We start from the raw sequence: 13,729 nt of genomic DNA on the forward strand, positions 1-13,729 counted from the left end.
ATTTTTAGGGTTATCTTTTGCATTTTTCATATAAATTGATTACATTTGCAACGTCAAAGGATACGTTAATTAATCAGATAAGAATATGAAGATACTCATAGCAGATAGTGGCAGTACCAAGACCGATTGGGCTCTGGTTGATGAACAGGGTAACGTGATGGTTACCTGTAAGACGCAGGGCATCAGTCCGATTCATCAGAGTGATGCCGAGATTTTGGATGTATTGTGTAAGGAACTTGTTCTGTCAGAGCAGCCTCAGCAGGTTTTCTTTTATGGCAGTGGAGTAACCGAGGCGATGAAGTCTCGCATGAAATCACTCTTGCAGCAGTCTTTTCCTGAAGCCAAGGTTGAGGCAGAAGGTGATATGCTGGGAGCAGCCCGTGCCCTCTTTGGCAAAAAACCGGGTATCGCCTGTATTTTGGGAACCGGTGCCAACAGTTGTCTTTACGATGGAGAGAAGATTGTGATGAACACTCCTCCGTTGGGATATATCCTGGGCGATGAGGGTAGTGGGGCAGTAATCGGCAAACTTTTCCTCAATGGTATCTTCAAGGGCACATTGCCTGTATCGCTAAAGAATAAATATCTTGCCTGGTCGGGCTTGGATTATCCTACTATTATTAATAAGGTGTACAGACAGCCGCTTGCCAATCGCTTTCTGGCTTCCATCTGTCCTTTTATCTCAGAACAGATAGCAGAAGGTGAGAAACATGAGAACGGGACTGACGAACTGAATGAAGCGATGGCTCTCTATCGCATGATACTGGAGAGTTTCAATCAGTTCTATGCAAAGAATCTCACACCTTATATTAAATATGTCAAGGCGAGCACCGAGGATATAAGCCAGTTGGAGCCAGGCATGAAGGCATGGCATTCATCCTTGGAAGAAGAAATCCCGATGCTTGGTTTTGTTGGAAGCATAGCTCATTACTTTGAATCACCTTTGAGAAATGTGATGGAGGATGAGTTTCATCTCAAGATTTCCCAGATATTGAAAGCTCCGATGCCGGGGTTGATAAAATATCATATTAATTAAACTATTTTTGCACCAAAATGTATTTTATGCTACATTTTGGTGCTTTTTCGTTAAAAAATGTAGGTTGCGCAACATTTTATACGTAATTGATTAACCAAAACATACCCCATTGTGTCTGTTTTTTATCTATCTTTGCCCCCGAAAAGTAAATGTAAACAACGATAAATCGAGGCAATCCTCATAACCGAGGCTTATACCTTATTTATATAAAGGCAATATTCGACCTATGTTACATAGGTCCTATATTACACCTAGAAGCAACAATTATTAATTTAAACCTAAAGTAATTATGAGAAAAACATCTCAGAAATTCTCGCAGAGCCACATGCTCTGCAAAGTTGCTCTGGTAGCCATCATGTTGGTGTTCCAGGCAATGTTAGGAATCGGAGCGGGTGTCCTCAATGCTCAGACGGTTAAGGGTACTGTCATCTCTGGCAGTGACAATGAACCATTGATTGGTGCAAGTGTCATGGTGCAGGGTACAAAGACGGGTGCAGTTACTGACCTGGATGGTAACTTTACCATTGAAGCAAAGAATGGACAAACACTCGAAGTTTCGTATCTGGGCTTTATCACCCAAAAGATTAAAGTTACAGGTTTGACAATCAACGTAACCTTAAATGAAGACAAGCAGTCACTTGATGAAGTTGTCGTAGTAGGTTACGGTGTTCAGAAGAAAAAGCTGGTGACGGGTGCCAACATCAACGTGAAGGGTGATGACATCGCCAAGTTGAACACTTCCAATCCGCTTCAGGCGCTCCAGGGACAGACACCTGGTATGAGCATCATCTCAACATCCGGTCAGCCGGGTTCCGGTTTGAAGGTAAACATCCGTGGTATGGGTACAGTGAGTGGTTCTGATCCGCTTTACATCATTGATGGTGTACGTGGTGACATCGCTTCTCTGAATCCTGCCGATATCGAAAGTATTGATGTGCTGAAGGATGCGGCATCGGCTGCCATCTATGGTTCGCAGTCGGCCAATGGTGTGGTTCTGATTACTACCAAGGGTGGTAAGGAAGGCCGTGCCGTGGTTAGCTTCGACGGCTATGTGGGTTGGCAGAACAAGCCACGCAGCATTGATATGCTCAATGCCAGTGAGTATATGACTATTCTGGATGAGGCTGCCATCAACTCGGGTAAGAACGCCTACGACTGGAGCAAATACAAGAGTATCTATGATGCCAATGGCGATTTGATTGACACCGACTGGGTAGATCAGATGTTTGTGAAGAATGCCAAAACTTCTTCTTATAATATAGGTGTAAATGGCGGTAGCAAGACTGCTAATTATGCCATGACGCTGGGTTATATGAACCAGGAAGGTATTGTTGGCGGCAAGGACGTCAGCAATTATGAACGTTACAACTTCCGTGTCAATTCCGACTGGAAGGTGAAGGACTGGTTGAAGGTGGGTGAGCAGATCAGTTTCATCTATACCCAGAATACGGGTATCGCTGTGGGCAATGCTTACAACAACACTCTGCGCAGTGCCTTCAATACCTCTCCATTGTCGCCAGTCTATAGCGACAACAACAAGTATGATTCTCCTTTTAATGATACCAGCAACAGCGACTGGTATAATGCCGATGGCAACCCATACGGCTTGATGATGACGAACAATAACAATCAGACGAATGCAGCCCGTTTCACCGGTAATGTGTATGCGGAGATTGAGCCTATCAAGAACTTGAAGTATCGCACTGTAGTAGGTTACGAATATTATGCAAGCGATTACCGTTCGTTTACTCCTCTCTATCAGTTCTCCATTTATAGCTACAACACAGCCAACCGTACCAGTGTGAACCAGAATATGGGACATAACTGGCAGTTGACCTGGACCAACACCCTGTCTTACGACTTCAAGGTAAAGGATCATAGCTTCACAGCCTTGGCAGGTATGGAGTCCTGGCGCTTTGATGGCGTAGGCGTAAGTGCATCCAATGCCACCCTGAAGAGTGGCTTTGCCGACTGGAACCATGCTTATGTAAGCAATGGTACCGCTGCCACCGCTACCGATGGTCTGGGTGCCAGCGGTGCTCCTTCTCTGTCACAGCGCATGGTGAGCTACTTTGGTCGTGTAAGCTGGAACTGGAAGGAAACCTATATGGCAACAGCTACCCTGCGTGCCGATGCTTCTTCTAAGTTTGCCCGTGGCAACCGTTGGGGCTACTTCCCTTCTGTTTCTGCCGGTTGGATTGTAACCAATGAAAAATGGGTGAAGCCTCTGCTCAAGGTGCTTGATTATGCCAAGGTGCGTGCAAGCTGGGGACAGGTTGGTAACCAGAATATTGGCGACCTGATGTTTATTTCTCCTATCTCAACATCGGGCGCTTACTATAACTTCGGTACGGCTTTGGGTGCTGACGGACAGTCAAATTACTATGGTGCTTACGAAAGCCGTCTGTCTAACGAGAATGTGAAGTGGGAAACTTCAGAGCAGTTGGACTTCGGTTTGGATTTGCGTCTCCTGGGCAAGCTGAATGTCAACATCGACTGGTATAAGAAGACCACCAAAGACTGGTTGCTGGTTAAGCCTATCCCAGGCACAGCCGGTACGGGAGCCCCTTATTTCAATGGAGGTGACGTAGAGAATACCGGTATAGAAATCGGTTTGGGCTGGAACGACAACATTGGTAGAGATTTCAACTACTATGTGAATGTCAACGGTGCCTATAATAAGAATAAGGTGGGAAGCATCCCTACATCCGATGGTATCATTCATGGTACCGATGGTAATGGTCAGCTCTATGATAACTCTACCGAGTTCTACCGTTGCAGCAATGGCGAACCAATCGGTTACTTCTGGGGTTACAAGACCGCTGGTATCTTCCAGAACCAGAAAGAAATCAACGAGTGGGTAGCGGCAGGCAATGGCGTACTTCAGGGGTCTTCTGTAAAACCTGGCGATGTAAAGTATTACGATGTCAACCACGATGGTACCATCAATGATGCCGACAAGGTAAACCTGGGCAATGGTATGCCAGACTTTACCTATGGTTTCTCACTCGGTTTCGGCTACAAGGGACTCGACTTCTCTGTAACCGCCAACGGTTCTGTAGGCAACGACATCGTTCAGAGCTACCGCAATGTAGGTGCCAAGACTGCCAACTACACTTCAGCTATTCTGCAGCGCTGGACAGGTGAGGGAACATCCAACAAATATCCACGTGTAACAGAGACCAATGTGAACTATCAGTTCTCCGACCTCTTTATCCAGGATGGTGACTTCCTGAGAATCAGCAACATCACCTTAGGTTATGATTTTGCCAAGCTGCTTCATCAGAAGTTCGTATCTCAGGCCCGTTTGTACTTCCAGGTTCAGAATGCGTTTACCTTTACCAAGTATGACGGCATGGACCCAGAAATCGGTTATGGTGTCAATAGTTGGGCATCAGGCGTAGATTTGGGTTACTATCCACGTCCACGTACCTTCATGGTAGGTTTGAATCTTAAGTTCTAATTTAAAGGAGATATCATTATGAAGACAAATAAAATAAAGATAGCCGCTTTGGGTATTTTGGCTATGGGAGGTCTGGCATCTTGCAGCGACAGTTGGCTGGATGTGGCTTCCAAGACAGAATCAAATTCCGGCAATTTCTATAAGAGTCAGGAAGATGGACTTCGCTCGCTCTATGCCTGCTACGACGGTTGGCAGCGTACCGTTTCAGATGGTCCTTCGTTCACCGTCTATCAGTTGACCGAGACGATGAGTGACGAGTGCTTTGGCGGTACGGGTAACAACGATGGACGCAATACCCAGATTCTCGACCGTTTCGACATGAATCAGGCACCATCTTATACCGATATGCACGAAACCTTGTGGACGAGCTATTATGCAGCCATCTTCCGCTGCAATGAGTTTATCGATAAGGGTGAAGGCATTACCTGGGATGATGAGAATGCAAAGAACACTTATCTGGGTGAGGCTCATGCCCTTCGCGCCTTGTGCTATTTCGATATGCTTCGCCTTTGGGAGAATATTCCGTTGCTGGAACATGCCACCAGCGAAGTGGTTCCGCAGGCTGCTCCTGACTCTGTATATAGTCTGGTATTCAGAGATTTGAAGTATGCCATCGAGCATATTCCTGCCAATGCCTATCCTAAGAAGGATGCGGCTACCAACGATGGACATATCACCAAGTATGGTGCCGAGGCAATTCTGGCTCGCGCATACCTCTTCTATAGTGGCTATTATGGCAAGGAGCCTGATCAGCTGGGCTTGACCAAGGCGGATGCCCTGGCAGCCTGCGAGGATATCATCTCCAGTGGCGAGTTCAGTCTGGTACCTCGATTCAGAGATTTGTGGCCAGCTTCTGCTGATGACAAGAGCGGTGACCACGTAGGACTTTGGGCACATGAGAACTCTTCCTGGGCTGGTCCTGGAAACCCAGAGACCATACTCTCGATGAAGTTCAACTACACAGCCGATTATAATGGCAACAATGATGGTAACCGTTTCCAGGTAATGATAGGAATGCGTACCGGTAGTCTGGTTTACGAAGGCTATGGCCAGGGTTGGGGTGCATGCACTGTTACACCATCCATTGCTTCAGCCTATGCTACGGGTGATACCCGCCGTTCAGCCTCTATCATCGATGCTTCACAGTTGAAGGATTACGAGAACACCTATCTTGCCGACCAGCGTGAATACACCGGATATTTCGTTAAGAAATATACCCCTTTGTCTAAGCACGAAACTGCTGGTGATGGCAAGTTGCAGCATTACACGGAAACAGTGGGTGCAGGCGATTTCCAAATCAGTCAGTTCCAGGATTGGGTCCTCGTCCGTTACGCCGATGTCCTGTTGATGGCAGCAGAGTTGGGCAGTCCTAATGCCCAGTCTTACTTCGACCAGGTTCGCAAGCGTGCTTATACCGAGGATGATGGCACCACCCTGAGTGGCAACTATTCTCAGCAGACAGCCACCAAGGAGAACATCCTGAAAGAGCGCAAGCTTGAGTTTGCCTTCGAGGGAATCCGCTATTGGGATCAGCTCCGTCAGGGCGTGGAGCAGGCAGCCAGGGAGATTGCCGGTTCCTGGGAAGTGAAGGATGGCGGCGAGAAAACCACCGTATCCATCAGTGCCGAGAATATCATCAAGAAACGTGGCTTGATTCAGATTCCTATCACCGAGATTGGACTTTCTCATGGTCTCCTGAAGCAGAATCCAGGTTGGTAATTCTAACTTTTTAAAGTATTGGTTTTATGAAGATTATAAATAAAATATATTCGCTTTTGGCAGCTGTCATGATTCTCGTCATGGCGAGCTGCTCTCCAGACGAGTTTGGTCTGGGCGATAAGAACTTGTCTTCTGAGGATTTGGCTGAGAACATCGCCTTCACGATTACTCACGACGAAAGCAATCCTAATATTGTCAAGTTCAAGAGTCTGTTGCCATCGAGCTATTCGGTGGTCTTTGATACGCCTCAGGGACGTTTCCAGCAGGATGAGGTGAGCCTGAAGATTCCTTTCAATGGTACCTATCAGGCACGTATCGGTGTTGAAACCCGCGGCGGTTTCCTCTGGGGACCCTACGCCGAGTTCAAGGTAGATGATTTCTGTGCCGAATTCGTTACCGATCCTCTGTGGACCTATCTGAGTGGCGGTGTAGGCAAATCGAAGCGATGGAAGTTGGATATCGATGCCAATGTCATCACCAAGCATTCAGACCTCTGGGCAGGTCCGCTCGGATTCTGGGGTATGGATGATGACTGGAGTACCTGCATGATGGGACAGACCGCTGCAGCCGGCGACCATTGGAACTGGACTCCTGGTATCGCAGACAACTCCTGGGTGATGTCGGCTATGGACTATGGTTATATGGAGTTCGACCTGATTGGCGGTGCCCATGTCACCGTATATAATGCTGAGACAGGTGAGACCCTTAAGGGTACTTACATGCTGGATACAGACAATCATACCATCACCTTCTCGGATGCGGAACTGCTCCACAATTCGGGACATGACCAGGTTGCTACCAACTGGCGTAGCGGACTGAAGCTGATGGGACTTGCCGACGACCGTTTGCAGATAGCAACAGTTCGAGACAATTCTGATGAGGGCAAGTGCTTGCTTTGCTACAACTTCGTTTCAGAGGAATACTGGGACAATTGGACTCCTTCCGCGCCAGAGAACACCCAGGTGAAGCCAACGCTGATGACTGACTGGCGCGACTGGGTAGAGCAGAAGACCAATAAGGAAATCACCTACAAGTTGGCTAACCCTGATAATGAAGAGGGACGGCAGTTTGACTATTGCAACCTCGACGGTAGTGCCAAGGGCATTCAGCTTACAGCAGCTAGTGGTATCGAGGATGCAACCCTCGTGATGAACAGCGAGTCAAAGAGTTATATCTATACCGCTCCTAATGGAAGTCAGGTTTCCGGTAAATATACCTTGAACGATGAGGGCGTATTCACCTTCGACAAGGGCTTCGGAAATACCCAGCTTTCTGCAACGGGCAATTACAACATGCATGCCAATGCGGACAACACCCTGCGCATCCTGAAAGTCAGCAAGGATGATTATACCGGACATCTGAAGGATTTGTGGCTCGGTAGTCAGTGTCTTGATGACCAGGGCAATCTCTATCAGTATCAGGCATACCACTGGGTAGCCCAGAGCGCAAGTTCTGCATCAGGTCCTAAGTATAAGGCAAACCTCTTCTTCAACAACTCCGGTTGGGGCTGGAAGCACGATGGCGATATCGCCAACTATATGAGCACCAATGTGTTCATCACAGGCGATGGCGACTATTCCTTGAAGTTTGAGGGTGCAGAGAGCAATCCATATCTTCTCTACATCGACGTCAACAAGATTCTGAAGGACAATCCAAACTGCGATATCACCATCAAGAGCATCAAGGTAGATGGCAAGAGTGTTGATTTTGATGATACACTCATTCCAAGAGGATATACAGATGACGACCCAAGTACCAACTCCTTCCGTCGTTATGTATTGAACCCATGGGGACCTGCCGCATGCTTCAAGTTTGATTCCGGCAAAAACGAGTTTACCGACTTCAAGTGTTCTTCAAGCATCGAAGTAGTTATCACCGTGAAGATGGATACAGGTGCTCCTGTAGTGACGCCTTCTGAGGGTAAATAAGATTAGAAACTTTAATGTGGATTAGATTATGAAAATGAAATATTTAGCAGGTGTGATGCTGCTGATGGCCGGTCTTTGCTCGCTCTCTTCCTGTAGCGATGATGATGACTACTCTGCAGCCACAGGAAATGTGATTAGCACCATTGAGACGGGAGATGCTTCTGTTACTGCTATTTCGGCAGTAGTCAGCGGCAAGGTCTTGGACTTGAGTAAGCAGGATGCAGGTGCCTATGCGGTGGGTGTTGTTTACGGTACCAACCCCGATCCTACCACAGCCGGCTCCAAGCAGCCAGGCGTGATTGATGCCGAAGGTAATGTAACCGTCACTCTCTCGGGATTGACCAAGGGCAATACCTATTATTATGCCACTTACGTACAGTTGCAGGGCATAGTAACCAAGTTTGGTGAGGTGAAGAGCTTCGTGGCTACCGATGCCCAGATTGCTACAGCCGGAGCCACGGATATTACGGCTACCAAGGCTACCCTGAGTGCTACAGCCAATGGCTTGGACGGCATCCTGATAGAGGGAGAGACCCAGATGAACTATGGTTTCAAGATTTCAACCTCTGAGGCGGATGTAGAGAATGGTATCGATTATCCAATCTCTGCCAGTGCCAAGACCATCAGTCAACGTGTGGAAGGTTTGCTTCCTGGAACTACATACTATTATACATCATATTTTGAGTTGGGCGATGGTTTTGTCTATGGTGAGACCAAGAGCTTTACCACTCCAGCGCAGACAATGGAATATGTTGACTTGGGTTTGAGCATCCTTTGGGCTAAATGCAACCTGGGTGCAGAATCAGAGGAAGAGACAGGTACCCTTCTAGGATATGGTGATTTGACTGGTGTGAATCAGAGTACTTATCTCATCGATTACAATACAGTGGAGGATATCGCCGGTACGGATAAGGATATCATGAAGAAGGTGAACGTGGATGCGGGTGCCTTGATGCGCAGTTCTACTCCTACAGCTGATCAGATGAGTGAGTTGATTGCCAATACCACTCAGACAGAAGTTGAGGTGAAGGGCGTGAAGGGTATCAGATTTACTGCAGCCAATGGCAACAGTATCTTTATGCCTTACACCGGTTACCGCAATGGCACTGCCAAGGTAGGTGAGGGCAACCAGGGCTTGTATTGGAGCGGCAATAACTATAGCATCGCTACGGATTATAGCCAGACGCTCAATCTGATCAATGGTACTGCTTCATCTGGTGTTTCGGCCCGCAACCTGGGTTTGGCGATTCGTCCTGTTCGTATGTCACCTGAGTTGAAGGTTGATAATTCCAAATTGGTTGTCGGCGACCTTGAGAATAATGGTAGAATCCGTATCGAGATTTTCAACCAGTATGGTTCTACGGGCAGCAATCCTGGCATCAACCAGGCTCAGATTAAGTTTACCAAGAACATGGTGGTTACTTTCCGTCTTTCTGGTTTGACAGATAACATGAAGGAAGGTGCGGGCAGTCATGTGGCTGGTTTGGAGTATGGTGATGCTTCTTGGGATCCAAGTCGCTGGTCAGCCTTTGATAATTCCAAGTATGATGCCAACGTTACTGGCGATGGTCTCTATACGGTTTGGATGGAGACAGGTGGTGCCGAGGCAGAAGGTGCAGCAGTATTCTGTGTGGATATCAACAATCTGGCAGCTGATGCCATCGATGCATCCAAGATTACTGCAGAGATTGTGAGCATCAAGTTTGATGTGGATCCTGAATTCTCTATGGATTTCTCCAAGACAGAGTTCGTCAACAAGGATGGCAACGGCACAGACGGTCGCATTGAAATCTACAATGAGTATGGTAATACCAAGGCAAATGGAGTGGATGCTTCAGCCTTGTCATTCACAGGTAATCTGATTGTCAACTTCACCATCACAGGTATCGACGGCAACCTGAAGGATTCTGCTTCCAAGAACTACAAGACAGAACTTTCTTATGCCACACCTAGCTGGTATCCTAGCTACTGGGGCGGTTCTGAATTCGGTCGCACTTATGTGAAGGGCGATGGCACCTACGAAGTTTCCGCTTCTTTGGCAGATAAGTGCTCGGGTGCAGTGGTTTGGTCCATCGAACTCTACGATTTGTGGAAAGACCTGGTTGATCCTACTCAGGTTAAGGTTAAGATTAATCATGTCTTGACTCCAAGTAAGTAATCATACGTATTATTTTGATATTCTATGAATATGAAGAAAATAACAATTTTATCGTTTCTGATCATGGCTTTTGCCATGGTCAGTTTCTCAGCTTGTTCTGATGAGGATACCATCGGAGGCGGTGAAGGACTCTCTAAGGACTTCGTGGTTTCCCGTTCTGATATGGCGTTTACGAAGAATGGTGGTGAGACTGATTTATATGTCAAGGCGGCTCAGGTACCAACGGTTTCTACCGAAGCGGCTTGGTTGGCTGTAACTCCAGTGGCTGGCTCTTCTAGTATTACCCATCATTTCCTCATCAAGGCAGAGGCAAATACTGCCAATGATGACCGTTCGGCAACTATCACCGTAGCGGCTGGTTCTGATACCAAGACTATCACCGTGAGCCAGAACTCTACCGAGGGACTGCTCATATCATCAGGTAAAACCATGAATGTGGGGGCTGCCGGTGGTCAGGTTACTGTAACCCTGAAGGCAAATGCAAGTTATTCTCAGGTAATCAGCAATGACTGGGTGAGTGAGATTACTTCTCGTGCCAACATGGTGGAATACACCCGCAACTATTCTGTGGCTGCCAACATCAGCAATGCCCGTTCGGCAACCATCAGCTATACCATGGTGGTAAACGACAGTACTTCCATCACAGAAGCTGTTACCATTAACCAGGAGCAGGGTACTACTACTGGTGATATGAGCAAGACTGCTATGGATATTGCTGCCTTGATGTATCCGGGTTGGAATCTGGGTAATACGATGGAGGCAGGAAATGCTGCCAATAACTGGAAGAATGCCGGTATCGGTTCTGAAACTTTTTGGCAGTCGGCAAAGACTACTCAGCAGCTCATCGACCTGGTGAAGGCTTCCGGTTTCAAGAGCGTCCGTATTCCTTGTTCTTGGGTGATGGGGCACATCACAGATGCTGAGGCTTGCACCATCGATGCCGATTGGCTGACCCGTGTTCACGAGGTGGTAGATTACTGCATCAAGAACAATCTCTATGTCATCATCAACCAGCATTGGGATGGTGGATGGATTGAGCATGATGGCTTCACTGCTGCTACTGATGTGGATGCTACCAAGGCAAAACTCACCAAGATTTGGACTCAGATAGCCAATAGTTTCAAGAATTATGACGAGCGTCTTATCTTTGCCGGTATGAATGAGCCTGGTGTGGGTGGCGGTGATGACAATGCATTGCTGGGCACTGCGGATTTGGCCAATAGAATTGCTGAATATGAGCAGACTTTCATTGAGGCGGTTCGTGCCACAGGTGGCAACAATGCCAAGCGAGTTCTGATAGTTCAGGGCCCTAATACCGATATCGATAAATTCGTAGCCAACAACTACATGTCTAAGATTAAGGATTCTGCTACCGACCGATTGATGGTAGAGGTTCACTTCTACGATCCATATAATTTTACCGATCTGAGTGAAGACAAGGATTGGGGTAAGTATTGCCTCTATTGGGGCAAGAACAACACCAATGGTTCTGAGGCTGGTCGTACAGCTGATGCTAAATACAATGAGGATTATGTAGAGGCTCAGATGAAGAAGATGAAGACCAACTTCTTCGACAAGGGTTATCCTGTAGTGATTGGTGAGTTTGGTGCCAACCAGCGTCTGGCCATCGGTAAGGATGCTGTTCATGATGCATCAGTTAAGGACTATTACAAGGCTGTTGTAACTAGTGCTATCAATAATGGTTGTGTTCCAATGGCTTGGGATACAAATAGTAATTATCCTAGCATGACTATCTTCAACCGTGCTGGTGCAAGTGTTAGCAATGCTAATATGCTTGAGAGTATCCAGGCTGCTGTTGCAGCAGCAAAGTGGCCTGCTAAATAAAAAACGAGATATTAAGTCTTTAGGTTTGATATAAAGTAGGTGTGGACGCATATCGGAGAATCTTTCTCTGATGTGCGTCCTTTTTTTGTGCAAATATCGTACATCCTAACATAATATACCTATCCTTTTATCAAAAGTATACATTCACGCTACAGTTTTTTCGATATCTTTGCAACATGATAACTTCAAAACCCGATAATACGTTAGATTGATATATGAAGAAGATAGTTATGATTATATTGGCTGCCGCTCATTTCGCTTGGGCTGGTGCACAGGTTAAACCAGTGGATGGCCGTATCTCGAAAATGAAACTCACGGCTACCGAACTGGCTCACTATATGGCTCCAGGAGTCAACCTGGGTAATACGATGGAGGCGTGCGACTGGAATGATGTCTTTACCAATCAGGCAGGACTGAAGTCAGAAACTTCATGGCAGAATGATAAGACTACTGAGAGCTATATCCGGAGTTTGAAACAGCAGGGATTCAACAGTCTTCGCATTCCTACATCCTGGGTGGCTGGACATCTTGCGGATAAGGAGAATATGACCATAGATTCTGTCTGGATGAAACGAATCAAGGAAATCGTAAACTATGGTCTCAATGCCGGTCTCTGTGTCATCATCAACGAACACTGGGATGGCGGATGGATGGAGCATGATGCCTTTACCAGTGGGGCGAATGTGACAGAATATAAGGAGATGTTCCGCAAGCTGTGGACGAATATAGCAAAAGAATTCAAGACGTATGACCAGCGGGTTCTCTTTGCTGCCCTCAACGAACCGGGAGTGGGAGGCGCCAGTCCGCAGGTTCAAGGCGATATGCTGGCTCCTGATAGTAAGGAGTTTGCCGACCGGCTCCTGGCATACGAACAGGTGTTTATCGATGCCGTCCGTGCTACCGGTGGTAATAATGCCAGCCGTGTACTCATCGTACAGACTCCAAAGACCGAGATTGATTTGGCAGCCAAGGATTCTTACGACATCACCCGTCTGAAGGATAAGGCGAAGAACTGCCTGATGGCAGAGGTTCATTTCTACGATCCTTATATATTTACCTTGATGGACAAAGATGCCGATTGGGGCAAGGTGGCTCTTTATTGGAAAGGACATGCGCCTGCCGATGACCAGGGACGAACCGTAAACACCATCTGGTATAATAATAAGAACGTGGATGCCTACCAGCATATCACCAATCAGGTGATGAAGATGAAACAGAAGTTTGTGGACAAGGGCTATCCGGTAGTCATCGGTGAATATGGTGCCAACCGTAAGGATGCCTCTCTCTTCGGTGGTAATCAGGAGAAGCACAATGAGAGTATGATGGCATGGTATGGTGCTGTGACTGCCGAAATGATGAAGGCAGGTCTTATCCCATACGTCTGGGATATCAATGTGCAGCCTCTTCCTCACATGACCATCTTCGACAGAAAGAAGCAGGTGGTTTCCGACTCCTATATATTTAAAGGTGTGATGCAGGGAGCAGCCGAAGGGATGGAAGATTACCTGAAAATCTATCCGAAACCTTAGAAAAAAGCAGTAAAAGCAATAATAAATAAGCATAGTTTAGATTTATATGTA

Annotated in this window: 7 protein-coding genes; all 7 read left to right on the forward strand. The window is 47.0% G+C overall.

Annotated features, from left to right (window positions below; genetic code table 11):
* Nucleotides 1–85 precede the first annotated feature (85 nt).
* The 7 genes from NNC77_RS00815 (at nucleotide 86) to NNC77_RS00845 (ending at nucleotide 13,678) form a co-directional block, all read left to right on the forward strand.
* Nucleotides 86–1,036: a hypothetical protein gene (locus NNC77_RS00815; protein WP_022120881.1), complete on the forward strand. Its 951-nt coding sequence runs from the start codon at nucleotides 86–88 to the stop codon at nucleotides 1,034–1,036.
* Nucleotides 1,037–1,325: 289 nt separating this feature from the next.
* Nucleotides 1,326–4,499, forward strand: coding sequence for a SusC/RagA family TonB-linked outer membrane protein (locus tag NNC77_RS00820; RefSeq protein WP_254969613.1), 3,174 nt, complete (start codon nucleotides 1,326–1,328; stop codon nucleotides 4,497–4,499).
* An 18-nt stretch (nucleotides 4,500–4,517) separates the two neighbouring features.
* Nucleotides 4,518–6,218 (forward strand): RagB/SusD family nutrient uptake outer membrane protein, encoded by a 1,701-nt coding sequence (locus NNC77_RS00825; protein WP_254969614.1) that lies wholly within the window; start codon nucleotides 4,518–4,520, stop codon nucleotides 6,216–6,218.
* Nucleotides 6,219–6,244: 26 nt separating this feature from the next.
* Complete coding sequence (locus NNC77_RS00830; protein WP_254969615.1) at nucleotides 6,245–8,146, forward strand: hypothetical protein; 1,902 nt, start codon at nucleotides 6,245–6,247, stop codon at nucleotides 8,144–8,146.
* Nucleotides 8,147–8,180: 34 nt separating this feature from the next.
* The gene (locus tag NNC77_RS00835; protein WP_254969616.1) at nucleotides 8,181–10,304 is read left to right on the forward strand and encodes a hypothetical protein; all 2,124 of its coding nucleotides are present in this window, start codon (nucleotides 8,181–8,183) and stop codon (nucleotides 10,302–10,304) included.
* Nucleotides 10,305–10,334: 30 nt separating this feature from the next.
* Nucleotides 10,335–12,149, forward strand: a complete 1,815-nt coding sequence (locus tag NNC77_RS00840) for a cellulase family glycosylhydrolase (RefSeq protein ID WP_254969617.1) — start codon at nucleotides 10,335–10,337, stop codon at nucleotides 12,147–12,149.
* Between the two features lie 215 nt (nucleotides 12,150–12,364).
* Complete coding sequence (locus tag NNC77_RS00845) at nucleotides 12,365–13,678, forward strand: glycoside hydrolase family 5 protein (RefSeq protein WP_254969618.1); 1,314 nt, start codon at nucleotides 12,365–12,367, stop codon at nucleotides 13,676–13,678.
* Nucleotides 13,679–13,729: the final 51 nt, after the last annotated feature.

Source organism: Segatella copri, from assembly GCF_024330485.1.
In the GTDB taxonomy this organism is placed as follows: Bacteria; Bacteroidota; Bacteroidia; order Bacteroidales; family Bacteroidaceae; genus Prevotella; species Prevotella copri_L.

Coding starts and splice junctions, on each gene's coding strand:
- NNC77_RS00830 (WP_254969615.1), top strand. CDS start 6,245: ATGAAGATTATAAATAAAATATATTCGCTTTTGGCAGCTGTCATGATT.
- NNC77_RS00840 (WP_254969617.1), top strand. CDS start 10,335: ATGAAGAAAATAACAATTTTATCGTTTCTGATCATGGCTTTTGCCATG.
- NNC77_RS00820 (WP_254969613.1), top strand. CDS start 1,326: ATGAGAAAAACATCTCAGAAATTCTCGCAGAGCCACATGCTCTGCAAA.
- NNC77_RS00845 (WP_254969618.1), top strand. CDS start 12,365: ATGAAGAAGATAGTTATGATTATATTGGCTGCCGCTCATTTCGCTTGG.
- NNC77_RS00815 (WP_022120881.1), top strand. CDS start 86: ATGAAGATACTCATAGCAGATAGTGGCAGTACCAAGACCGATTGGGCT.
- NNC77_RS00825 (WP_254969614.1), top strand. CDS start 4,518: ATGAAGACAAATAAAATAAAGATAGCCGCTTTGGGTATTTTGGCTATG.
- NNC77_RS00835 (WP_254969616.1), top strand. CDS start 8,181: ATGAAATATTTAGCAGGTGTGATGCTGCTGATGGCCGGTCTTTGCTCG.